The sequence below is a fragment of the Empedobacter sp. EJD.6dd genome (genome assembly GCF_057369435.1).
The window spans coordinates 1,957,894-1,981,412 of record NZ_CM170667.1 but is presented as its reverse complement, the minus strand read 5'-3'; the positions used below and the strand labels follow the sequence as shown (position 1 = coordinate 1,981,412).

The window sequence follows — 23,519 nt, the reverse complement described above, 5'->3', positions numbered from 1 at the left end:
TAGTCTATAAATGCCAATAAGAACAAAACAAGAGTGTCACTATACTTCAGTAAGTAATGATCGTTTTGAAATCTGTGAACAAGTTCCAATTGTTGACTGGAAGTTATATCCTCAAAATCCAAAACTTTCAGTTTCAAATAATCCGAAAAGTTTTATCCAAAATATTCAAGTTCCAGAGCTTCAATATATTTATCCTAGTTATTCAGGTTTTAGATTTTATATTTCATTTATGAATTCCTCTCCAGTTGATTGGGCGGTTGTTTCTTCTACGAAATTAAATGGAAATCAGTTGAACATACAACCTGGAGAGAATACAGATTTGACCTATTCCTTTCAAAACCTCGATTTGTTGGAGCTTGGAGTAACGCAAATAACAATCAAATGTCAAGCGTTTGGCGTGAAAAATGGCGTTGAAACTGAACTCGAAAATGAAAATGTAGAAGGTGCTCTCGAAATGCTGAAGACAGATAATTCTGGATCCACAATTACAACGAATAAAGAAGTTTTTAATCTGACATTTAATTTAGCAAATAATGTGCTTTCGGGGGATAAAGAAATTATTGTTTATAGCAAAAGCCAAGTTGGTTGGGAATCTCAACCTTTCAATTTAACTGTTACAAAAACAGACAATCAAAGCACAACTTCGTTATTTCTTTCGTTATCGGAAACTTCAATTGTTGCAGGGAATTACAGTGAACAGATGATTATAAAGGCGGACGGAAAACAAAAACGTGTAACAATAAAATTAGCTGTAATCAATGATACAACCCAATTTTATTTATCTCAAGATAATTTTGATTTAACACTTTTACTTTCCGAAAATAAAAAAGCTTCAGGAGTTGTGACTGTTGACAATCCGAATGGTTTGGCAATTACAATGGAATCCTTTCCAAGTTTCTTGAATTCATGTGTTTTTGCGAATGGAAAAGTAACCTTTGAGTCAAAGAATGCAGAAACTTTGGGTGTTGGTTTGTTTTCAGGAAATATTGTGCTGAAATCGGGTAATGTTCAGAAAAATATATTCGTTAAAGTTGATGTCGTGGAGCATATTGTAAATGATTTTAGCCGCTCAGGTTATTATTTTGCATTGGATAAGAACAAAGTTGCTATGACGCGTGTAAATCGATTAGCGGTCAAAGTTTTTATGAAATTGGATATGTTTTTCATGGGATACGATAATATGTACAACGAATCTCAAGTTTACCAATTACCATATTTTCAAAATAAAGTTACGTTTTATCCAGGAGAAGAAATCAACGATTTTTTTGCAAAAGAAAGAAGTTTAAAATATTTCGAAGATAGTTTTGATGCTTATCAATTTGCAGTTGTTAAAATGACATTCTCTGAAATTGATGAAGCTGATAATGTGGTAAACTCTTTTGTATTGGATAACGTTCGTTTTGCTCCAGGTTATAAGCCAAAGTGTTTTCCATTTTTTACAGATTTTCCACTTCGAAGTGTAAATAATAAATCAAGATTAGCGATATCTGCAGATATGATTGGATTGAATGTTGACGTTTCAAAATTATTAAGTAAAATAGGTCAAACAGCAAGAATTGGATATAATGTTCGTACGTTTTTGTTCAATAAATCGGTGCTCAATGCTTCCAATGAAGTAGCTGATTTAGGAAAAGTCAAATTGATTCCTGTTCCAGCTTCAGATAAGGTAGTTAACATTTTCTTTGAAACGCATAATTTGGTTTTTGATTGGTTTTCTTGTGCCGCAGATTACGAGTTGCCAACTGAATTTGAGCATACTATTTCTGAAAATGTTGAGAGTGGTTCTGAAGAAAAATTTGAAACGAAACAAACAGATAATTTAACAATCAATACAGGTTGGATTTTACATGAAGAAGTAGAATTGATTGATGCGATTTTCAATAGTAATTTTGTAATTATTCAATTACCAGAAAAGACGGTGAGAGCAATTCCTACAGCGAAAAAGAACAGTTTAGGTACTTCACAAAAAGGTTTCAAATCGATGATGTTGGAATTTAAAATTTTGAAAGATGAAAGATAAATTTATAACATCGGAATTTGAGATTGATTTAAGCGAATGCAAAATTTCCGTAACCGAAGAGAATCCGAGGTTTAAGGATTCTTTTTGGACGAAATACTCGCTACCTTTTGATGTAAATATGGATCGTAATTTTCAATCCAAATTAGGACATTATTCTTCTCATTTAGCAAAAGGTTTGAAACGTTACCACGAAGGCACTCACGTTTTCGAAGGTAAATTAATGAAAGGCAAATTAGAGATTTTAGAAATTAAAGGTAATTCTCTAAAATGTCAGATTGATAGCGGTTTTGAAGATTTACCAAATTTTGATACATCACTTTCGGAGCTTCCATTGATGCAAATTGATGTTGCAGATATTTATTTGCACGCTGAAGAAATTTGTAAAAAAAAATATCCCGAAACGATTTATAATTTTCCAAAGTTAATCACGGATCAGTTTGATTTAGATTCGGAAGAATGGAAATATTTTGATGGCATTATTAATAATCGTTATCAAAAGTCCGGGAGTTGGATTTTTCCTCGAAACGAAGTTGTAAATGATACAGATGTCGCTAATCGTAACATTATTCATCCATTGCCTTATTTGTTGTATGTGCTTGAGATTGGCTTTAAAGACGCAGGTTTTATTCTTTCAGGAGACGTTTTAAATGATGAAACATTGAGACAAAGAACAATTTATTCTGGTGGCGAATATTTCACAACAGGTGATCAGAAGGAATACAAGGAAAATGTTTACGATTTAGATTATACAGCCTTTACGGTTGGATATCAAACGACCTATTTCAAAAAACTAAAAATAACAGCTCCAGGGCGATATAGAATTTTGGGACGATTTTTAATGGAAACTGGTGACAAACTTTCCATTTATCGAAATGATTTCGAACAAACAATTTATCAAACAAATGATCCTGATAGTTATGTTCTCGAGTTTTCGGAGGCATTAGGCAACACAATTGTTTTTGATGTCAGTATTGCTGAAGCTTTAGAAGGTGTGACAATCGGTTTCAAGTTTGATGGAAAAGCAAAAAACAACGAATTCGATGCTGAAGGAAATAATATAGGTGTTGCTCAAATAAAGATTAATCCGATTAGAGCTCATTCGGAAAGTGGAGATGCAATTCCGTTTGTTTTCAATAAGAATCGTGTGGATTTAAAACGTGCAGTTCCAGATATGACGTTTGGCGAATTGGTAACAGCGATAAAGAATTGGCGAAACTATGATTTGATTTTTGATGGTCCGCGTGTATTTATGAATTTTATCAAAATTACTTCTGGAGAAGATCCTGTTGATTTTAGAAATTTTGAAATAGAAAAACCGCTCCGAAAATTCACAGACAAACAATCTTTTATTATTAAGTTTCCTGATACGGAGCTTGCAACATTTGATTCTATATTCTTCGATGAAGATGGATATCGATTGAATGGACTTCAAAACAAAAATACATCAGAAATTACAATCAATGGTTTTGCAGTTCCGTTGGCGACTTTCCGCGGAACTACAACTGCAAAAATTACCGATGATGCAAATGTTCTTCAGTTAGTGTATTATGATGGATTGAATGTAGCAGGATACAACCATTCTACAAATCCAAAAGGTTTGCATGGTGATGAAATAGCGCGTTTTTTACAGCCTTGGTTTACCAATCGTGTAACCAATATAGGTTTCCAATGGACCAAAATCGTCTCGAAAAATCAAATTAAAAATATTGATATTCGTACAGAAATATTTTGTTACGGAAAAAGACAATGGTTCAAGACCGTAACAAAAAATCAGATAACTTCTAATGTATATAGTATAGAGTTCGTAACCGAGGGATTAGATTAATTCCTCGGTTATTTTTTATTATCTTCTTTGGTTAGTTGTTTAATTGGTTCTGCAACAATACGTTCATAATAAGGACTTGTTGCGCTTGATTTTTTTAACGCTTCAATTTCCTCTTTTAGCCTGTTTATTTCGTCGTCTTTATATTTTATCAAGGTTTTTTGCATTTCTATAAATTGACTACTCATTTCGTCTTTTGGTTCTTCTTCAGAGAGCTTTTTTTCTTCTCCGTCACCAAAAATGATCCAATTTGGAGCAATTTTTAATTCTTTACATATATAAAAAATACCATCAACTTGTGGAAAAGTTTCTCCTGCTAAGTATTTATTTAGTGAAGTTGGGTTTGTTTTTATAGCGTCGCTTAATTCTTTTTTATTCTTATAAACTCCACTATTTAAGGCGTTATTCAATGATTCTGCAATTCGTTTTTTAATTAATTCGGGTTTCATGATTAAATTTTTCTAAATAATTACTTTGTTATGACAAAACAATTACTTAGCTTTGTCAGTATAATTAATCCGTTTAATATATCCGTAAAAATATGAAATACGAATTGGCTAATGAAATTTTAGATAGAATTCTTAATGATAATGATTTTTCATTAAGAATGAGTTTGCATATGAAAATCCGTCAAGACTCTTTGTTTAGACTGGTTAAAAGAAATAGTCCTTTGTTAAAATTGCCTGAGCAAGTCGCTTTTTATAAACAAGAAGGATTTACGGAAGATGAAATCTTCGACGTTACAAAAACTAAACAATAATTTAAAAATCTTAAATAATTATTATATGAAAGAAATTTTTATTGGCATGTTAAGCTTTATGCCTGAAGAAGTGTTTATCGAAGCTTTAGAAGAGAAGTTATCAGCTTATAAGCTAGATCCAAGTCCTGAGAATAAAGAAGAATTTTACAGATGTTGTTCAATTGTATCTATGAAAAATACAATTGATGAAAAATCAAAAGAGAAAGGAGGGTTAGAAGAGTTCGTTTCTGGTTTAAATCAAATTGAATCATTTAAAAATATGTTTGATAAAAAATTCTCTTAATCATGGCAAATAGAAATCAAGAAAAACTAGGTTCAGCAAAAATTCAACAGATGGAAATAATTAAAGAACAATACCAAACAGTTTGTAAATCGTCAGATTCTCAAGGAGAATTTGAATTTAGAATTCAAAATGATTGTTCACAAATTCAGTTAGAAACTGGACTTGATCATTTTTCTTCTGAAGCCTATTCGGATGTAAATAGAGAAGATCTTATAAAGATATCTAATGCAATTTCTTCTGTTTTAGGAATTGAAAAAGCATTTGAAAAAGCACATAAATGGGATGTTTTGGATGACAAAATTTCAAAGTTTTATGAAAATGAGGATGGCGAAGTTGAGAATGATGGTGATTTAACTGATATCGGAGAATTAGCAGCTTCAGCATTTGGTTACTTGTAATTAAAAATTCTTAGCAATGGAAAAAGTAGAAATTAAATTAAGCCAATTCGGTTTAGAAGATTCGGATAAACGCAGATATTTTATTCGCAGAGATGGTAAAGTCGAAGTAATGAAAATGATGCAAAATGGCATTGAGAAAACCGCAATAAAAGTTACTCCTCTTAATAATGGATATCCTGTTATTTGGGTGACGAAAAACACTAAAAAAGAACGTACAGCTATTTATGTACGCGATATGGTTGCGATGGCTTTTCATGACTATGATAAAAATGTTGAAAATCAAAGACTTATCAATATAGATTTTGACAAAGCAAATAATAACGCAGATAACGTCAAAGTTGTAACGCCAGAAGAATGGAAAGCGCATTATATGCAATCTTTCTCGAAAATGAAAGGCGTAGATAGAAGTACGAATCCTCCAGGTTCAAAAATTTCAATAAAAGATGCAAAAAAGATTAAAAGCTATTTGCAATCTGGTAAGATGAAAGTAAGAGATATCGCGAAAGAATTTAATTTATCTCAAGGTCAAATTTATCGAATAAAACGTGGTGAAAATTGGGCGAAATTATAATGGAAAATTTAGTATTTGACCGTGATGATGTCACGAATGAAGCGTACAAAGTAAAATTGGTAGATAAAGGAATTTACCTACCAAGAATACCGACTCGAGTTTTTGAAAAGCTGTATCAAAATATAAATGATTCAGTTGAATTGAAAGAATTACTCGATTATGCTTATCAAACCGATTTGTCCGAAGATATGTTGTATTACAAGCAACGAAGCCTTGATACAATGTTGTGTGTAGTAATAAAACCATTCGCAGAAGCAGGAGGTTTTATCATTTTCCGAAAAAATGGAAAAAGTATCATGTTAATCAAAGAAAAATGAAATGTCAATTTGTAAAAATTTTCACTTACTGTGAAATGCAAGCGATTCTAATTAAGGAAGGTAAAGACGGTTTAACAGTTGAATGTAGACCAGAAAATGAATTGCCTATTAAAGTTCATCTGTTTTATGACACATCATCTCTCCGAGATATAATGTTTGAACAAATAAAACAATCATTTATTACCGAATTATTAGAAAACGAACGATTAAGAAACACAATAAAAGAATAAAACTATGTCACAATTATTATACGGAAGTATTTGCTTATCAGATTTAAACGATCAAGCGAAAAAAGGACACAAAGCTTTTTCTCGTGGGAAAAATGGGAAAATTTATTTTAATGTTAATGTTTGGATCAACGACGAACCCGATCAATATAACAACGATGCATCGGTACAATTAAATTTTAAAGATGCTACAAAAGATGATCAGGTGTATGTGGGTAATCTTAGAATATCATCAGGTAAACCAATCTCTCCAGATAGTGTAGATATTCCAAAAGATGATGATTTACCAATTTAAAATTTGTCGTAATGAAAACACTAATCCTTAGAGTTCTATTGATTACTTCAGATAAATCAATCCTTAAAAAACATTGGTAATGACAACAGAACAAATAAAAACTCGGGTCCGCGAATCTTTCGAAGGCGTGGACTCAAAAGAGTTTCTCAAAGAAAAAATAAAAGAAGGAGTAAAACGCCACGAAGAGCATTTCTCTGTATGGAAAACTAACCATCCAAGTGGAACGCTCCAGGAATGGAAAACTTTAAATGAAAATGCAGTTAATCTTAACTCTACTGATAACTCAGAAATCTTGGCTATAGGTATTTTTCTTTTGGCCCTGGACGAATTTAACCACTAAAAATAAATTTATGTCAACCGTAAGACTCAATTCTAAAACAAGAATAATAGCTAAATCTCAGGACAATTTAGCTAATTATAAGACTAAACTCAATTCGAATTCTTTGTTAGGTGTTTCTGCAAAAAAAGATGAGAAATTACCTGTTCGTTCAATTAGAAATAATGAAAAAGAATACAAGAAATTTTTAAAAGAAGTTTTTAGTGATCGAGCATTTGTTAGCGAAAAAATCTTGAATAGAAAATTAAAAGAACGATTTGGAGCTTCAACCTGGTATCGAAAAAGAATGATCGGATTAGAAATGATCTCGGTTCATAACCGAATTGTAAAATTGATAAACAACACACAAACACATGAATTGTAACGAAAGTATATATGTATTGGTAGAAAGACCATCTGATGCATTGATAACGAAATCCCAGGATAATTTATTGAAAAAACATTTAATTATTCACGGAGATCCAAATTCAGGAAAATCGAAATTGATAAAAGAACTTTTAAAAGGAAAAAATTATCATAACGCTACATTGGCAGGTTGGAAAAAATTTCCGAAAGGTTTTTATAAGCAACATCCAAAAGATAAATTAGATATTGATTTTTTATATTTTAAAGATATACGAGCGGGTTTGTCTCCAGAGTGTTTTTATAAATTTACATCTGGAAATCCAGTTCAATTAAAACCTTTTTCTGACTCTATATTTATTGCTCCGAGATTGATTTTGGAATATCGTTCAGAATTACCTGAAGCTAAATTAAACAATCAATCTCTTAAGAGATGTTTCCACGTCATCAATACCAATACTATTTCTTATTACGAAATCATCTGTTTTATTAAAAAATGGAATAATAACGAAGCATTATCATGAGTGATTTAAAAAAAGTTGCAGAAAAAATACTTGAACTAACAGATCAAGGTTTAGAAATTATACAGAGCATTTATCCAGATGCAATTCCAAAAAAACTGTTTAAATCTCGCCCTGAAGAGCGTACAGCTTCAGCTTCTATAAAAGTATACGGAGACCGTTACCGAATGACTGATTTTGGTGGCTCGATAAAAAGTGAAGATTGTTTCGGATTATATGCCTTAGATAAAAATATGTCTTATTCTGAAGCTATCGTTGAAATAGGACGCGAGCTTCAGAATAAAAGAGGTGTTCAAATTTTCGAAGAAGAAACACTCGAATTTTATAAATATGAATTCCGTCAATGTGAAAAGAAAGATTTTAAACATGAACTTAATAGTCAAGGTTTTCATTTTATCACAAAGTCTTTTACAGCTTATGAATTGGATATTTTGGGAACACATGTGACAGAATCACATTGTTTGTCTGTTGGACTTAATTCTCTCGAAGAATACAGTTATTATAGTGAAGAAAAGAAAAAAGTTTTCACATTTCGATCAACGGATAAATTTCCAATCTTAGCATTTATCAATGAAAATGATAACAAAGAGCAATGGTTAAAAATTTATATGCCAAAAGCATCCAAAAGATGGAGCGAAGATGGAAAGGATAATCGTTTCCGTTATTTAGGAGAAAAATCAAAATCGTTTGTTTTCGGTTTAGATCGTGTCAAAAAACTTTATAAAAAAGAGTTAGAAAAAGCACGAGAAAAGTATGCCGAAAAGAAAGGTATTGATATAGAAGAAGTGAAGGATTCTGATGTTGATTTTAAATTAGAACGTGTTGTAATTGCTACTGGAGGAAGTGATGCGTTAAATTTTTTGAGTTTAGGTGAATATCCAATTTGGTTTAATTCAGAAAGAGATTATCCTAATCGTTTTTTAATCAAAAAATTACACAAATATGCTCATCAAGTTGTTTTGGTTCCTGATGCAGATGCTACTGGAAAAGATGTTGGTAAAAAGTTAGCTTTAGAGTTTTTATCAATTAGAACGCTTTGGTTAGATAAGTTTTTCACAAGAAAATCAGACAAAGATTTTAAAGATTTCATCCGTTCACAAGGTAGTAAATCCGAAAAAGAAGTAACATTTGAAGTTCAGAAAATGCTCAATCTTGCAATGCCAGCTCAATTTTGGGAAACTTCTGTGAGTAAAGAAGGGCGTGTATCATACAATTTCCATCACATGTATGCCTTTTATTTTTTACGATTAAATGGATTTTGTAGGATTGATGATCCATCTAAGAAAGACGGTTATTATTTTGCTCGCGTACAAGGTTACGTAGTAGAAGAGTTAAAAACAACGCAATCGATCAAAGATTATTTTCGTAATTTCTTATTAGCAAAACAAGATTCTCTTGGTGTTAAAGAAATTCCGCATGCGCTGCTAAATATGATGATTACTTCTCAGAAGATTACTGATAGTCATTTAGCCAATATGCACAATCGTACATTAGATTTTAGAAATTATACACCAGAAGGTCAATTCTTTTTTATTGGAAATCGTTGTTTTAAAGTCGATGCAAAAGGTGCGAAAGAAAGCTTCAAATTTGATAATTATGTTTTGAAATCTCAGCTGATTGATTCTTTAATAAAAGATGAGGCAGATTCTGATATCTCAGCTTATGACATCAAATCCAAATTAGAAATTGATAGTCCGTATTTCAAAATATCAAAGCTTGGAGAAGATTTGTATGATATAGAAATTTTGAAGAATGACTGCGATTATCTGAATTATTTGATTCAAACTTCCCGTGTTTTTTGGGAAAAAGAACGTGCTGCTTTCATTGAAAAAGGTTTTAAAGAGGAGGATTTCTACGAACGATCTAAGTTTAAAATTAAGTCTGACTACTTATCTGAAGAGGAGAATAGTGAACAAGTTCAGCACTTGGTAAATAAGATTTTCACTTTTGGTTATTTGGCTCACAGATTCAAAGACCCGACAAAGGCGTGGTCGCCATTCGCTTTGGATAATGCTGTTTTAGAAGATGATGTTGCTGAAGGAGGAGCTGGTAAATCATTGTTTTTTGAAGCGATGAGATACTTTATGGGTGTTCATGATGTTGATGGAAAAGGAGATTTTGATGATAAATTCCTATTTGAAGGAGTTGACGCTCACACAGGTTTGATGATCGTCGACGACGTTCAGAGAAATTTTGATTTCAAACGATTTTATTCTGCAACTACAGGCAAAATGACAGTCAACGTTAAGTTTGAAAGTAAAGTCAAAATATCGTATCAGAATTCGCCAAAAATTGTATTTACTTCCAATTATTCGTTAAGAGATCGTTCAGGTTCTTCAGCTCGTCGTCAATTGATTATGGGATTTTCAGATTATTACCACGCGAAGAATGACGATAGAAAAGCACGCGAACCGAAAGATGATTTTGGTTATACGCTTTACACGGATTGGAATTCGGAACAATGGTTTGACTTTTTAAATTTTGTTTTTCAAGCGACATCATTTTATTTAAGAACTGAGGAGAAAATTGAAGCTCCTGGAGGAAATATTTTACTTCGTTCGTATATATCAGAAATGGGAAGACATTTTCAAGATTGGGCCGATCGTTATATACCAACAATTTCAGGATTAACAATAGTGAAAGATGAAGTTTTGAAGAATGTTCAGGAATCAAAATCGAAGTATTTATCAGAATTAACTTCTGCAGGTCTGAAGAAAAAATTAAATGCCTGGTGTAAGGTTAATAATTATGAATTAGAGGATCGTCTTATGGTCAACATTCCTTTGGTTGATAAATACGGTAACGTTGTTTATGAAGGTTCAAAACCTAAAATGAAAACGACCGAACATATTCGTTTGACTTTTATTGAAGATGAAGAGTTGGAAGAAGGTAAAGAAAACGAATACATCTAATGATAAATTTCAAATTTCATATCGTTAAAATGACAATGCTGAAATCTCATAAAGTAGTTAACCTGTTCTATGAGATGAAAAGTGGAAAATTGTTAGGTTATGGCTTCGATACCGATCCAGTTGATTTACCAACAATGCTGGAGATTATGAAAACTTATATTCCTCCAACATTTACTTCGATCGGTTCTTACTCTGTTCAGTTCAAGTCCAGGGCGCAATATCAAATAGTCAACAACTATACAACAGAAAATCATTATAAAGTTGTTCAGGAAGCTTTAAAACTTCAATAATTACAAAGTCCGTCTATCAAATACGGATAAATAATATTTGAAAATTAAATAGTTACAAAATTACACTTTACACCCTATTACTTATAAGGGTAGAGTTTTAAAAAAATAATCATGAAAATTACAATAGAAATTACTCCAGAGGAATTCAAAGAATTAGGATTAGCAGATAATGCGATAAAGTATGATGTAAAAGAAAATATCGAGTCTATTCCTCCTGAATTTAAACGTTGGGTAGCTCAATATTTTTTAGCTTGGACTTTTCCATTTTTCGTAAAAAAAGAAGATTTACTAAATGATTGCAAGGAATATCATCCACTATTAACCAATTTGCCTTCTACAACATTTAAAAGATATTTAAAAATTTGGTGCAATCGAAACGCATATTCGTATGAAGATAGAATTATGAAAAAAATTTCGATAGATGATAATAAAAGTAAAATAACTGAATTTATTAGAATTTCAAAGAAATGAGTTCGGATGAATTTAAAAGAAAAACTATATCAAATTATGCTGTAGAAGGTGCTAAGATAAAAAATATTGGAAAAATGTGTAAAACATGTGCTTTTAAATTTGATTCTGAAGCAAATAAAGAACCTCATAATGTTGATGCTGCTTTTCAATGCTTAGCTTATGATATGCAATTTAATTGCCATATTAATATAGGTGAGAATAAAGGGTGCGAATGTATAGGATTTCAATATGCTAAAATGTATTTAGAAAAAAAGAATAAATAAATCAATGTCAAAAATCGTAAAAATATCAACATCAAAATCTAATAATTCTGATACTCAAGTCAGAGAATTATCAGATCGTGAAAAATTATTTTTAGATTTGATAGCAAAAATTGTCATTAATAACATCTCATCAAAATGAAAAAGGTAGTAGGTTATGCAAGAATTAGCCGGGAGGATCAATCACATTTTTCTATTTCTGGACAAGTAGAACAGATTACAGAGTATTGTAATCGTAATAATTATGAGTTGGTTGATACGTTTATTGATGAAGGACAATCTGCAAAAGATTTTGATAGAAAAGCCTGGAGAAAGTTAGAAGATTTCTTGAAAATTAATCATAAAAATATTGATTATTTCGTGGTGATGAAATACGATCGTTTCAGTCGAAATCTACAAGAAGCTTTGTCTGTTATTCAGAAGCTAGAGGAAGAATATAAAATAAAAATTATATCACTTCATGAACCTATTGGGATTCCAATTGATAGTCCATTTTTCTTTCAGATGCGTACTCAAATGCTTTTACAGGCACACGTTGAGCGATTAGTAATTAGTAAACGTACGAAATTTGGTATTGATGCTGCTAAAAAACAAGGACGTTTCCTGGGTGTTGCGCCTTATGGTTATATAAATGCTAGGGATGATGCAAAAAAGCCAATTTTATTAATCGATGAAGAGCAAGCGAAGATGGTTAGATACATTTATGATATGTATTTAGAAAATTATTCATTTGCAGAAACTACACGTCTTGCGAAAGTTAAAGGTTTTACACAAACAGCTCGTGATGCTGTTTTTAGAATTTTATCCAATCATGTTTACATAGGCGAAATTAAGTTTAAACTGGAGGATAATTCTATTGTTTATTTACCAGGTATTCATGAATCAATTATTCCCGAAGAAACTTTTAATAGAGTACAGGCATTGATTGCTAGAACTGGCAAAGTTGTGAATAGATTTAATGATATAGCTTATTTGAAAGGTTCTATTACGTGTCCTGAGTGCGGAAAACCGATGACTTGCGGTAAATCTAAAGGGAAATATAAATATTATTGGTATTACGAATGTACAGGTCACAGAAAGTCTTATAACGTTGATAAGGCGAATAATCTTTTTGATCAAGTTTTAGACACGTTAAGTTTCGAGGACTACCAAATTGATTATTTAAAAGTGAAAGTCGAAGAATTATTAAAATCTAAGTTAAAATCTGAAGCTGGAGATATTGTGATCCTACGAAAAAAGAAAGCATCATTAACTTCAAAGAAAGAAAAATTAGAAGAAAAGTTTTTAGATGATAAAATTGACGATGATACTTATTCGAGATGGCATGATTCTTTGAAAAAGGATTTATTAAGTGTTGATTCAAAAATAAAAAGTATAGAACAAACGAACTCTAATTTTGATACATATTATAATTCGTCTATTACTCAATTGAATAGTGTTAAGAACATCTTTCATTTAGCGTCTTCTCAAGAAAAAATGAACTTTATAGAAATAGTGTTCGGTAGAGAACTCATGTACGATGGTAAGGTTTACCGAACCCCTTATTTGAATTCTTTGTTTACCTCGAAAGCCTTGATTTTAAAAGGAAAGAACCTTTTGTTTTATGACAAAAAAAATGAGGAATCGTTAAATTCCTCATTAAGTACGGGCGGGGAGACTCGAACTCCCACACCTTGCGGCACTAGATCCTAAGTCTAGCGTGTCTACCAATTCCACCACGCCCGCTTAAATCTCACCGATTTGGATTGCAAATATACACAAGTTTTCTTTCTAACAAAATTTAGAAATAAAATTTTTTTAATCTTTTTTTACATTCTAAATTTGTACAAAGCTTTTACAAAAATGGAAATTACAGGAAGAATTAAAAAAGTATTTGAAACTCAAAATATTACTGCAAGTTTCAAGAAAAGAGAATTCGTTGTTACAACGCAAGAACAATATCCACAAGATATTTTAATTGAGCTTACACAAGATAAGACAGATGTGTTGAATGCTTACAAACCTGGTGATGAAGTGAAAGTTTCGATCAACATTCGTGGTCGCGAGTGGATTAATCCAGAAGGAGTAGCAAGATATTTCAATACAATCCAAGCTTGGAGAATTGAGAACATGGCGAATGCAGCTGCACAAGCACCTCAAGGATACGATAATTTTGCACCAGCGCCTCCAGTAGATACTTTTTCTAATGGAGATGATGATGATTTACCATTCTAAGGAAAACAAAACATCAATTAATACTAAACGTGTTCTTTATTGGGCACGTTTTTTTAATTTTAAATAAATAATAGACAAAACGATATGTATTGGTTAAGTTCTGATTTAATCTTTCCTGATTACGATGACGTGAACAGCGAGGGAATGATAGCAATTGGAGGAGATCTTTCGCCAGAACGTCTAATTTTGGCTTATCAGAAAGGAATTTTTCCTTGGTTTAACGAAGATGATCCAATTATTTGGTGGTTTCCGCACGATCGGTTTGTGTTGTTTCCAGAAAATATACACGTTTCTAAATCAATGAAAAAAGTTTTTCGAGATCAAACGTTTACCTATACCGAGAATAAAGCCTTTCGAGAAGTGATTACAAATTGTTCACAAGCCTATAGAAAAGATCAGGACGGAACGTGGATTACAAATGACATGATCGAAGCATATTGCAATTTGCATGAAATGGGAATCGCAAAAAGTATAGAAGTTTGGCAGAATGAAGAATTAGTTGGTGGTTTTTATGGAATTGAAATGGACGATGTTTTTTGCGGAGAAAGCATGTTTGCAAAAGTGAGTAATGCGTCTAAAGCAGGTTTTATACAATTTGTTGCAAAATATCATAAGAAATATAAGTTGATCGATTGTCAAGTTTATACCGAACATTTAGCGAGTTTGGGTGCAATGGAAATTCCGAGTGATGCTTTTTTGGAATATTTAGAGAAATAAAAAAAAAACGAAATTCGGATTTCGAACTTCGTTTTTTTCAATTTACTTTGTAAAATTGATTGGGTATTTTAAATTTTTATATTCATTTAGATCTGCATTTAAAGACCCAACTAATAATCCAGCTTTAATTTTAAGTGGAACTAAATTATCATCATCAGAAATCCACATAGTAACAGATTCAGACTCTTTGAAAATACGACCTGATTGTACATACGGACGAATTTTGATGGCTGTAATTTTTCCGAATTTTGTTTTTAATACTTCTCGTCCTAAAACTTTCAATCTAAATTTTAATGTTTCGTCTCCAAGAAATATATTTTCGTTCAAATAATCTCCAGTTTTTAATTTAGAATGATCAGCATTGCGCAAGCTGTAAAAAGCAGACAGTAAATCTTGTGCATCGTACGGAATTGTTTCTGTTGACATAGTTCCATCTCGTTTATTTTCAACTTTCGCTTTTCTATTGGCATGATCAAAATAATAAATTTGATGACGTTTATAACCACCTTCTACAATGTTTCGAACAAATTTAGTAGGTTTCAAATCTGTTTTGTCAATATACGATTCATAGTTATCATCTACCTTAAAAAAAGCACGCACAGCACCTGTAGAATTCCCTTTTCCTACAATGTGATAATGACTTTTTCCGTTCAAAGTTGCTTCTTTTACATCAATAGTTGCAAAACCAGCATTTAAACCAGAGTAATGTACTCTAAACTTAAGGCTTTCTCCAACTTTATAATTGTTTTGTGCGTTTAATGGCAATGCGAATGAAAGGACAATAAAAGTAAAAAATAAAATATATTTTTTCATTTTGATTTTTTCGTTTTGAGGTTAAGTTTCAAATTGTTTGCCAAAAATAATAAAACGCCCTTATAAATTGATATAAAGGCGTTTTTATTTATGTTGAATAATGACTTATTCTAATTTTCTTCTTTGATTGAAGAGATGTGATCAGCTTCAGCAGGAGTTTCAAAATCTGAAACATTGATAACTGAAACGATTTCTGGAACATATTTTTTGATTGTCATTTCAACACCTGACTTTAGTGTCATTTGATTAACAGAACAAGCAATACATGCACCTGTTAGGCGAACTTTTACAATATTATCTTCTACAGATACTAATTCGATATCGCCTCCATCTGAATTTAAGAATGGTCTAATTTCAGTTAAGGCCTTTTCAACTTCTGAATATTTTTCTTCTGGAGTCATGATCTTTCTTTTTTAATTTTTTGCTGAACAACCTGCCATTGTAGTAATACGAACTGCTTCTGTTGGAGGCAATGTACTGTTACGTTCTACTAAACTTTGTACAGCGTTACGTGCAATTGTTTTATAAACTTCTGAAACGACAGTGTCTTCTTGCATTGCTGCTGGACGTCCTACATCGGCAGCTTCGCGAATTGATTGTACAATCGGAATTTCACCCAAGAATGGAACACCAATTTGCTCTGCTAAATCTTTTGCACCGTTTTGTCCAAAAATATAATATTTATTATTTGGTAATTCTTCTGGTGTAAAATACGCCATATTTTCTACAATTCCTAATACCGGAACGTTGATAGCTTCCATTTGGAACATTCCAACTCCTTTACGTGCATCAGCTAATGCAATGTTTTGAGGTGTAGAAACCACAACTGCTCCTGTGATTGGAACTTGTTGAACGATTGATAAATGAATGTCACCTGTTCCTGGAGGTAAATCGATTAATAAGAAATCTAAATCTCCCCAATGTGCATCACGAATCATTTGGTTAAGCGCTTTAGCAGCCATAGGTCCTCTCCAAACAATTGCTTGATCTGTATCTGCAAAGAAACCAATTGATAACAATTTGATTCCGTATGCTTCTACAGGTTTTATTTTTGTTTTTCCGTTAACTTCTACAGAATAAGGGCGCGCATCTTGACAATCGAACATTATTGGCATAGAAGGTCCGTAGATATCAGCATCTAATAAACCAACTTTGAATCCCATGTTTGCTAAACTAATTGCTAAGTTTGATGAAACAGTAGATTTTCCAACACCACCTTTTCCTGATGCAACTGCGATAATATTTTTAACACCTGGTAATTCTGAACCTTTGATTTCGGTCGGATTTTTTTCTTCAACTTCAACAGAAATGTTAAGTTTAAGATTTGCTTCAGGTAAATTTTCTTTAAATGCATTTTTCAACGCAATTTCCAAACGCTTGCGTTCGTGCATTGCAGGCGAAGGAGAAACAATATCCAAAATAATATCATTTCCCATCACTTGAGCGTTACGCATCCAATTGCGAATACCCAATTCTTCTAATACTTGATATATTTGATCTCTTGTGTAAGCCATCTTTTAAATTTAATGATACAAAATTACGAAGAATCAAAGACTTTAAATAATCTAAAAACGTGATTTTAATTGTTTTGCTTTATAATTTGATAAATAGACGTAATTTGATGTATATTTAACTTTTAAATCTAACTATGGAAGAGCATATTATTTATCTGACGAATATAAGAAAACAGATTATTGATGAGCTTGAACAACACTCTCTAAAGCAACTACTTTACATACCTGTAGGTTATAAAAATAATTTGTTTTGGAATGCGGCTCATGTTTTAGCAACACAGCAATTGATCCATTATTATTTAACCGATAATAGGATGTTGGTCGATATTCAGTTTATACAGAAGTATAAAAAAGGAACAATCGGAAATACGGAAGTAACGGAAGAAGATGTGCAAGAATTGAAGGAAATGCTTGAAAGTACTCCTATGCAATTATTTAAAGATTATCGTTCGGAGAAATTATCATATTATCGTTCGTATAAAACAAGTTTCGGAATGACATTAGAGTCTATTGAAGATGCTATTCTGTATAATAACATTCACGAAGCAATGCATTTGGGATATATGATGGCAATGAAAAAGAATATTCCTTTTTAAAATAGTTTGATTTATTTACTCTTTAATTTTAGTTCTCTTCTTACTTTGGTGTTGTTAAATTCACTTAAACTGAATCTGTACATTTGATTCGAAAGAGAGCTAGAATCTGCAATTCCTCCAAGGATGTAAATAAAATCTTTGTATATAAAAATTTTTCCATTAAGTGCGAAAATATTATTGATAGAATATTCTTTAAGAACTTTATCATACGTATTGTATGTGTAAAATACGCCATTTTCGTAAATGTAGATAATATGTTCTTTTTGCGCTAAAGAAGGTCTACTCATTGCAATTGGAAGTTCAAATTCTTTTGTCCATTTTCCATCATTTAGATTGAAGGAATCAATAGATTTTAATGAATGATTTTTATTTCCTCCAATCAAATAAACTTTATTGTCAACCAAAATTCCTGGCGCTTCTTTTGCTTCTGGCATAGGATCCATTTCATACCAATATCCAGTAGAAAGGTTGTACATACTTACTTTGTTTGTGAAAAATTTTGATTCATTATGATATTTTCTTGTAGAGCCACCAAAGAACAATATTTTGTCATCAACTTTTACTGTGGTGAAATTAACAGCTTGATGAGCCATAACATCATCAATTATCATCGTATCATTTTTTATATCATAAACATCTATTTTGTTATTTAAAAGTTCTCTGGTTCTATTATTACCAAATCTTCTTCCTCCAAAACTATAAAGCAAATCGTTGTGACTAATGATAGAATTATTTGCAATGGTTGAAGATTTTGTTTTTGATGTTTTCCAAAAATCTCTTTCTAAATCATAGATGTAAATTTTATTACTAAATCCTTTGTATTCTGTTCTCATCCCAATATTAGATACATCTCCACTCATTACATATAGTTTGTCGTTTTCTATGGTAATTCCAAAAGAGTAAACTCCAGATTCGGGCATGTTTTTTAATCTTTCGTATTTAATTGAGGTATTTAATTTTTTATTTGCATTAATCTTTACTTCATCAAGTTCAATTTTTTCTTGAGCAAGACAATTTATACTACCTAAAAAGAGAAAGAAGAAGAGACTTAAATATAATGTTTTTATGCAGTTCATATTAAAGACATGTTTTTAATGAATATAAAAAATAATATATTAGTATTCAAATAATTATTCAAAACACATGATATGAAAATTCTTAAAAAAATCCTTTTGTTTATTGTAGGCTTACTTGTCTTGCTTACAATTTTAATGTTTGCTTTGGGTAAACAATACCATTTCGAAACTTCTATTGTAATTAATGCGCCAATAGAAAAGGTTTACGAACAAGCTAGTTCATCAAAGAAATTTAATGAATGGAATCCTTGGATGAAATTAGATCCAAATCTGAAATTAACATATTCAGGAAATCAAGGACAAGTTGGTGACGAATATTGTTGGGAAGGAAACGAAGATGTTGGTGAAGGTTGTCATGTTATAACAGCTTTAGACCCGAATAAAAAAGTGGCGACAAAAATGATGTTCAAAAAACCATTCGAAAGTGACGCAACTTCTGATATTGTGTTAACAAAAGAAGGAAACGCAACCAAAGTCACTTGGAGTATGGATTGTGAATTAGATTATCCAATGAATTTGATGAAACTAATGATGGATTCGCAAATGGAAAAATCGTATGGCGCAGGTTTAGCAAAGTTGAAAGAATTAAGTGAAAAGTAACTCATAAAAAAATCTCCGAAACGAATTCGTTTCGGAGATTTTTCTTTAATTGTTAAAAGTCCAAATTAATGCTTTTTCTTTAGTTGCTCTATAAATAGTAGAATGCTCTTCTTTTGGTTCAGGAGAATAATTCCATTTTAAATTTGGAAGATTTACTTGTGTTAAAATATTCTTCAAATCATCTGTATAAGGCAAAATATCACTTGCGCCTGAACCAGCAAACCATAATCTTTTTTCTGTTGTAGGAAAGTTTTTTAAATCATTTTTCGCGTTCAATAGCATTTTGTGATCGTTCCACCATAAAGAAGGATCAATGACAATGTAATAATCAAACATGTTAGGTTGTTTCAAGAAAGTTTCCATAATAAATAAACCAGCTAATGATTCTCCAATAATTCCTCTTTTATCTGTTGTGCGATAGCGTTTATTAACTTCAGGAAATAATTCATCATTGATAAAACGTCTAAATTCTGAAGAACCTCCAACAATTGGTGCTACTTTTTTATCTTCTTCATTTTCTGTTGGTGGAGATAAATCTTTGCGACGTTGTATATTTTCAATTCCAACAAGAATCATTGGTGGAATTTTTTTTGAGTTCATTAATTCATTCAATGTATTTGCAATATGTGGAAAATCTTCTTTTGTTCCACCATCTGGCATATAGATCACGATTAGCGAATCTTTGGAAGTTGAATAATTCTCAGGTGTCCAAACATTAATGGTACGAGTTTCTTTTAATTCTTTAGATTGAATCGTAAATGTATCATGTTTTGGAATTGGATCGGTGTATTCTTTTTGTTGAGTAGTTTTACAACTCAAAACGAAAAGAAATGAAAGACTCAGAAAAAATATTTTATAAATAGATTTCATAGTTGATTATTTTTTAAAACGTGTGAAATCAAATATACAAAAACTATGATTAATTAATTGTTATTCAGTAAAAAGACTGCTAAATTTTAGCAGTCTTTTTATTTTTTAATTCAGAAAATTCTTAATAATCTAAAAACTTTATTTTATCTTCTATTGGTTGACGTACAGCTTCTGGAGTTTCTCCATCAAATTTTCCCATGTAAAAAACACCAACACATTTCTCACCTTCTTCCATTGTCGTAAATTCATCTACATTCGCAATTACATTTGCAGGAGAAGACCAATAAGCACCAATATTAAGTGTACTTGCCATTAACCACATATTTTGAACAGCCATAGAAGTAGCAGCTAATTCTTCCCATTCAGGATTTTTTTCTGTGTTTACAAAGTTGATTAAAACGATTTTATTCGATTTATCGCACTTTTCAATTAATGCATTTATTTTTCTGTCACTCAACTGATCTGTAGGAGTTCCTTGTACATAAACACGTTTCACATACTCGCGAAAACGATCTTTCGAAGGACCTTCTAAAACAATAAAACGCCAAGGTTCTGTTTTTTTATGTGATGGCGCCCAATTAGCAGCCTCAAAAATCTGAGTTAATTCTTCACGCGTAATTTCATCTTGTGTGTATTGTGGAGGAAATATAGAGCGTCTATTTTTTATGATTGATAATAAATCGTTTGCATTCATGTTGTAACAATTCTTAATTTTATTCTACTAATCAAGCAAATTTACATTAAATTTAATCAAACCAACGTTAAGATGAAAACATTAGACTACAACAAAATTGAATATTACAAAAACAATAAATTCCAATTTGATATAGGAAAATACTTTAATAAATCATTAGAACTTTTTCAGAAAAATTGGCAACCATTTGTAATTTACTCTTTGGTCTCAGCAGTTATTATTACATTAGCTTCTTTTACTTTTATTGGATTATTCTTTGTGATGTATCCACTTATTATGGGATTTGTGATTGGTGCAGAACGTGCCGAAAATAAAATGTCGTTAGAATTAGGAGATTTTTTTACAGGATTTAAGAATATTGGAAATTATTTTCTATTAACCATTATCATTATTGGTGTAGCATTGTTAGTAATGTTACCTTATTTTATTTTCTCTATTTTACCAGTTTTAGTGAGCGATCCAGAGAATGCTAATCCAGCATTAATGATTGGTTCGTCGCTCTTCGGAATGTTATATATGTTTGTCGCAACGATATTTTTACTTTTCTTACAAGCGTGTATTTATTTAGCTCCTTATCTTATTCATTACGGAAATATGGGTGCTATAGAAGCGTTGAAAACGTCTTATGCAATTGTAAAAAAGAATTTTTGGTGGATGGTTTTAATGGCGATAGTTGTTAGCCTAGTAGCTTCAATTGGTGCAATTGCTTGCTATATTGGTGCGATTGTTACATATCCATTGGGTTATATGATGGTCTATTTTATGCTAAAAGATATGATTTTAACAGATGATCAAAAAACAGAAATTGATCTTCTTGGTACAAATCAAGAATAATATTAATTTTATCGAATGTTAGCAAAGCATTCGATTTTTACGAAAATGAATGAATTGGGAGCTGCAAAAGTTCCCTTTTTTTTTATGATCGATTTTTTGAAAGAAAATGGAGAAGTAATTCCGTTAAATGAATTACCTGATGAGATAAAATTTGAAATAGATTCGCCAAAAAAAGAATCTTTTCAGAAAGATTTTAAATTCAATAAATTCCCGATTTCCTTTGACGAATATTTTCTAAAATTTGAATATGTTCACCATAATCTTTTAATTGGAAATTCATACTTAACGAATTTAACGTTGCCAACAAAAATAGAAACTGATTTATCATTAGATGAGGTTTATAAATTTTCTGAAGCAAAATATAAGCTGAAATATAAAGAAGATTTTGTGTGTTTTTCTCCCGAACGTTTCGTGAAAATTGAAGATCAAAAAATCTTTTCTAATCCAATGAAAGGTACAATTGACACTTCAATTCCGAATGCTAAACAATTGATTTTGGATGATGAAAAAGAAGCTGCTGAGCATGCTACAATCGTCGATTTAATACGAAATGATTTGAGTCTTGTTTCAGAAAATGTTGAGGTAACGAATTACAGATATATTGACGAGGTCAAAACGAATGATAAAACATTGTTGCAAGTAAGTTCTGAAATAAAAGGTGATCTGAAAGACGATTATTATCAAAATTTAGGAACTATTTTCGATCAGCTTTTACCTGCGGGTTCTATTTGTGGAGCGCCCAAAAAGAAAACAATCGAAATTATTTTAGAAGCCGAAAAGTATAATCGAAATTTCTATACAGGTGTTTTTGGTGTTTTTGATGGTGAAAATTTAGACAGTGCGGTTATGATTCGTTTTATTGAAAAAAACGAAGAAGAGCTATATTTTAAGAGTGGAGGAGGAATCACTGCAAAAAGTAAGGCGAAAGCAGAATATGAAGAATTAATTCAGAAAGTTTATGTTCCAATTTATTGAGTCGATTTGTTGTGAGAATAAACAACTTCGAAATTTAGAATTTCATCAAACAAGATTTGATTACACAAGAAATGATAATTTCTCAGAAAATAATCCAATATTATTAGACGAAATTATTCATTTTCCCGAAGATTTAACGGACGAAAAATACAAGATTAGAATTGAGTATGATCGCGAAATTCAATCAATAGAATTTCAACCTTATCAAATCAAGCCAATCGAAACTATTCAGCTTTTTGAAATTGATAATAAAATTAATTATACCTACAAATATTTAGATCGTTGGTTTTTTGATGAGTATTTGAAAGAATCTAAAACAGATGATTTGGTGTTGGTAAAGTCAAATTATATTACCGATTGTATTTATTCGAATATCGTTTTTTTTGATGGTTCACAATGGTTAACACCACGTTCTTGTTTATTAAAAGGAACAATGCGCGAAGCCTTGTTACAATCAGAGGAAATTATTCAGAAAAATATAAAAGTCTCAGATTTAAGCTATTTTAAATCATTCAAACGAATTAACGCAATGATGAATTTAGAGGAAAGTCAAGAGTTAGATATTTCGTTGTTACTAAAATAAACTCTATCAATTTTATAGAGTATTGTTTGCGTATTCATTTTTTAGCATTACATTTGCAAAACTTATCAAGAAAGGTGGAGGGATTGGCCCTATGAAACCTTAGCAACCAGATGACTTATAATCTAAGGTGCTAAATCCAACCTAGTTAAAGGGAAAGATGAGTAAAAGTATCTCACTTTTATCTGTTGGTTTCTTGAAAGTTTTATG

At 31.2% G+C, this 23,519-nt stretch carries 31 protein-coding genes, 1 tRNA gene and 1 riboswitch; of the genes, 24 read left to right on the top strand and 8 right to left on the bottom strand.

Features of this window, described 5'->3' with window-relative positions; genetic code table 11:
• The first annotated feature begins 10 nt into the window (after window positions 1-10).
• Window positions 11-2,020: a COG1470 family protein gene (locus AC2I98_RS09400; protein WP_486411439.1), complete on the top strand. Its 2,010-nt coding sequence runs from the start codon at window positions 11-13 to the stop codon at window positions 2,018-2,020.
• Window positions 2,010-3,845 (top strand): hypothetical protein, encoded by a 1,836-nt coding sequence (locus AC2I98_RS09395; RefSeq protein ID WP_486411438.1) that lies wholly within the window; start codon window positions 2,010-2,012, stop codon window positions 3,843-3,845. Before AC2I98_RS09400 ends, AC2I98_RS09395 begins: the two co-directional genes overlap by 11 nt.
• An 8-nt stretch (window positions 3,846-3,853) precedes the next feature.
• Here AC2I98_RS09395 and AC2I98_RS09390 read toward each other — a convergent pair whose 3' ends face one another.
• A complete protein-coding gene (locus AC2I98_RS09390; RefSeq protein WP_486411437.1) occupies window positions 3,854-4,291 on the bottom strand; it encodes a hypothetical protein in 438 nt (145 codons plus the stop codon).
• A 92-nt stretch (window positions 4,292-4,383) separates the two neighbouring features.
• Between AC2I98_RS09390 and AC2I98_RS09385 the strand changes: the two genes are divergently transcribed.
• From AC2I98_RS09385 to AC2I98_RS09315, 15 genes are all read left to right on the top strand, one after another.
• Window positions 4,384-4,602, top strand: a complete 219-nt coding sequence (locus AC2I98_RS09385) for a hypothetical protein (protein WP_486411436.1) — start codon at window positions 4,384-4,386, stop codon at window positions 4,600-4,602.
• Window positions 4,603-4,627: 25 nt separating this feature from the next.
• Window positions 4,628-4,885 carry a hypothetical protein gene (locus tag AC2I98_RS09380; protein ID WP_312355622.1) on the top strand — a complete coding sequence of 86 codons (258 nt, stop codon included), beginning with the start codon at window positions 4,628-4,630 and terminating at the stop codon, window positions 4,883-4,885.
• Window positions 4,886-4,887: 2 nt separating this feature from the next.
• Entirely contained in the window at window positions 4,888-5,283 is a 396-nt protein-coding gene (locus AC2I98_RS09375) for a hypothetical protein (RefSeq protein WP_486411435.1), read from the top strand.
• A 16-nt stretch (window positions 5,284-5,299) separates the two neighbouring features.
• A complete protein-coding gene (locus AC2I98_RS09370; RefSeq protein WP_486411434.1) occupies window positions 5,300-5,854 on the top strand; it encodes a helix-turn-helix domain-containing protein in 555 nt (184 codons plus the stop codon).
• Window positions 5,854-6,171 carry a hypothetical protein gene (locus tag AC2I98_RS09365; RefSeq protein ID WP_486411433.1) on the top strand — a complete coding sequence of 106 codons (318 nt, stop codon included), beginning with the start codon at window positions 5,854-5,856 and terminating at the stop codon, window positions 6,169-6,171. The genes AC2I98_RS09370 and AC2I98_RS09365 overlap by 1 nt, the downstream gene beginning before the upstream one ends.
• Window positions 6,172-6,206: 35 nt before the next feature.
• A complete protein-coding gene (locus tag AC2I98_RS09360) occupies window positions 6,207-6,401 on the top strand; it encodes a hypothetical protein (RefSeq protein ID WP_486411432.1) in 195 nt (64 codons plus the stop codon).
• 4 nt (window positions 6,402-6,405) lie between these two features.
• On the top strand, window positions 6,406-6,693 hold the full coding sequence (locus AC2I98_RS09355) for a hypothetical protein (RefSeq protein WP_486411431.1): 288 nt from the start codon (window positions 6,406-6,408) through the stop codon (window positions 6,691-6,693).
• A 79-nt stretch (window positions 6,694-6,772) separates the two neighbouring features.
• Window positions 6,773-7,033: a hypothetical protein gene (locus AC2I98_RS09350; RefSeq protein ID WP_486411430.1), complete on the top strand. Its 261-nt coding sequence runs from the start codon at window positions 6,773-6,775 to the stop codon at window positions 7,031-7,033.
• Window positions 7,034-7,043: 10 nt separating this feature from the next.
• Window positions 7,044-7,394 (top strand): hypothetical protein, encoded by a 351-nt coding sequence (locus tag AC2I98_RS09345; RefSeq protein ID WP_486411429.1) that lies wholly within the window; start codon window positions 7,044-7,046, stop codon window positions 7,392-7,394.
• Window positions 7,384-7,896, top strand: a complete 513-nt coding sequence (locus AC2I98_RS09340) for a hypothetical protein (RefSeq protein WP_486411428.1) — start codon at window positions 7,384-7,386, stop codon at window positions 7,894-7,896. The genes AC2I98_RS09345 and AC2I98_RS09340 overlap by 11 nt, the downstream gene beginning before the upstream one ends.
• Entirely contained in the window at window positions 7,893-10,805 is a 2,913-nt protein-coding gene (locus tag AC2I98_RS09335) for a primase-helicase family protein (protein ID WP_486411427.1), read from the top strand. The genes AC2I98_RS09340 and AC2I98_RS09335 overlap by 4 nt, the downstream gene beginning before the upstream one ends.
• Window positions 10,805-11,095, top strand: a complete 291-nt coding sequence (locus AC2I98_RS09330; RefSeq protein WP_486411426.1) for a hypothetical protein — start codon at window positions 10,805-10,807, stop codon at window positions 11,093-11,095. Before AC2I98_RS09335 ends, AC2I98_RS09330 begins: the two co-directional genes overlap by 1 nt.
• Before the next feature lie 111 nt (window positions 11,096-11,206).
• Window positions 11,207-11,566, top strand: coding sequence for a hypothetical protein (locus AC2I98_RS09325; protein ID WP_486411425.1), 360 nt, complete (start codon window positions 11,207-11,209; stop codon window positions 11,564-11,566).
• Entirely contained in the window at window positions 11,563-11,829 is a 267-nt protein-coding gene (locus tag AC2I98_RS09320) for a hypothetical protein (RefSeq protein ID WP_312351277.1), read from the top strand. The genes AC2I98_RS09325 and AC2I98_RS09320 overlap by 4 nt, the downstream gene beginning before the upstream one ends.
• Window positions 11,830-11,964: 135 nt before the next feature.
• Entirely contained in the window at window positions 11,965-13,518 is a 1,554-nt protein-coding gene (locus tag AC2I98_RS09315; RefSeq protein ID WP_486414070.1) for a recombinase family protein, read from the top strand.
• Here the strand turns inward: AC2I98_RS09315 and AC2I98_RS09310 are convergent.
• A tRNA-Leu gene (locus tag AC2I98_RS09310) sits at window positions 13,470-13,551 on the bottom strand. The genes AC2I98_RS09315 and AC2I98_RS09310 overlap by 49 nt on opposite strands.
• A 117-nt stretch (window positions 13,552-13,668) precedes the next feature.
• Between AC2I98_RS09310 and AC2I98_RS09305 the strand changes: the two genes are divergently transcribed.
• Together AC2I98_RS09305 and aat are read left to right on the top strand one after the other, a co-directional pair.
• Window positions 13,669-14,040, top strand: coding sequence for a DUF3127 domain-containing protein (locus AC2I98_RS09305; protein WP_019976879.1), 372 nt, complete (start codon window positions 13,669-13,671; stop codon window positions 14,038-14,040).
• Between the two features lie 84 nt (window positions 14,041-14,124).
• A complete protein-coding gene (gene aat / locus AC2I98_RS09300; RefSeq protein WP_486411424.1) occupies window positions 14,125-14,757 on the top strand; it encodes a leucyl/phenylalanyl-tRNA--protein transferase in 633 nt (210 codons plus the stop codon).
• Window positions 14,758-14,799: 42 nt separating this feature from the next.
• Here aat and AC2I98_RS09295 read toward each other — a convergent pair whose 3' ends face one another.
• From AC2I98_RS09295 to AC2I98_RS09285, 3 genes are all read right to left on the bottom strand, one after another.
• A complete protein-coding gene (locus tag AC2I98_RS09295) occupies window positions 14,800-15,570 on the bottom strand; it encodes a DUF3108 domain-containing protein (RefSeq protein WP_486411423.1) in 771 nt (256 codons plus the stop codon).
• 110 nt (window positions 15,571-15,680) lie between these two features.
• Entirely contained in the window at window positions 15,681-15,971 is a 291-nt protein-coding gene (locus AC2I98_RS09290) for a NifU family protein (RefSeq protein ID WP_486411422.1), read from the bottom strand.
• 12 nt (window positions 15,972-15,983) lie between these two features.
• Window positions 15,984-17,084: an Mrp/NBP35 family ATP-binding protein gene (locus AC2I98_RS09285; protein ID WP_486411421.1), complete on the bottom strand. Its 1,101-nt coding sequence runs from the start codon at window positions 17,082-17,084 to the stop codon at window positions 15,984-15,986.
• 134 nt (window positions 17,085-17,218) lie between these two features.
• Between AC2I98_RS09285 and AC2I98_RS09280 the strand changes: the two genes are divergently transcribed.
• On the top strand, window positions 17,219-17,680 hold the full coding sequence (locus tag AC2I98_RS09280) for a DinB family protein (RefSeq protein ID WP_486411420.1): 462 nt from the start codon (window positions 17,219-17,221) through the stop codon (window positions 17,678-17,680).
• An 11-nt stretch (window positions 17,681-17,691) separates the two neighbouring features.
• On the opposite strand, the gene AC2I98_RS09275 is transcribed toward AC2I98_RS09280, so the two are convergent.
• Entirely contained in the window at window positions 17,692-18,756 is a 1,065-nt protein-coding gene (locus AC2I98_RS09275; RefSeq protein ID WP_486411419.1) for a Kelch repeat-containing protein, read from the bottom strand.
• A 72-nt stretch (window positions 18,757-18,828) separates the two neighbouring features.
• On the opposite strand from AC2I98_RS09275, the gene AC2I98_RS09270 reads away from it, so the two are divergent.
• Window positions 18,829-19,356: an SRPBCC family protein gene (locus AC2I98_RS09270; protein WP_486411418.1), complete on the top strand. Its 528-nt coding sequence runs from the start codon at window positions 18,829-18,831 to the stop codon at window positions 19,354-19,356.
• A gap of 45 nt (window positions 19,357-19,401) precedes the next feature.
• Here AC2I98_RS09270 and AC2I98_RS09265 read toward each other — a convergent pair whose 3' ends face one another.
• Window positions 19,402-20,226: an alpha/beta hydrolase gene (locus AC2I98_RS09265; RefSeq protein ID WP_486411417.1), complete on the bottom strand. Its 825-nt coding sequence runs from the start codon at window positions 20,224-20,226 to the stop codon at window positions 19,402-19,404.
• 121 nt (window positions 20,227-20,347) lie between these two features.
• The gene (locus AC2I98_RS09260; RefSeq protein WP_486411416.1) at window positions 20,348-20,920 is read right to left on the bottom strand and encodes a nitroreductase family protein; all 573 of its coding nucleotides are present in this window, start codon (window positions 20,918-20,920) and stop codon (window positions 20,348-20,350) included.
• Window positions 20,921-20,992: 72 nt separating this feature from the next.
• Here AC2I98_RS09260 and AC2I98_RS09255 point away from each other — a divergent pair, with 72 nt between their 5' ends.
• From AC2I98_RS09255 to AC2I98_RS09245, 3 genes are read left to right on the top strand one after another with little or no spacing between them, the layout of a single operon-like run.
• Window positions 20,993-21,754, top strand: a complete 762-nt coding sequence (locus AC2I98_RS09255; protein ID WP_486411415.1) for a hypothetical protein — start codon at window positions 20,993-20,995, stop codon at window positions 21,752-21,754.
• Between the two features lie 15 nt (window positions 21,755-21,769).
• The gene (locus tag AC2I98_RS09250) at window positions 21,770-22,729 is read left to right on the top strand and encodes an aminodeoxychorismate synthase component I (RefSeq protein ID WP_486411414.1); all 960 of its coding nucleotides are present in this window, start codon (window positions 21,770-21,772) and stop codon (window positions 22,727-22,729) included.
• Window positions 22,713-23,312 carry an aminotransferase class IV gene (locus tag AC2I98_RS09245; RefSeq protein WP_486411413.1) on the top strand — a complete coding sequence of 200 codons (600 nt, stop codon included), beginning with the start codon at window positions 22,713-22,715 and terminating at the stop codon, window positions 23,310-23,312. The genes AC2I98_RS09250 and AC2I98_RS09245 overlap by 17 nt, the downstream gene beginning before the upstream one ends.
• Window positions 23,313-23,371: 59 nt before the next feature.
• Window positions 23,372-23,476, top strand: a riboswitch (SAM riboswitch).
• Window positions 23,477-23,519 lie beyond the last annotated feature (43 nt).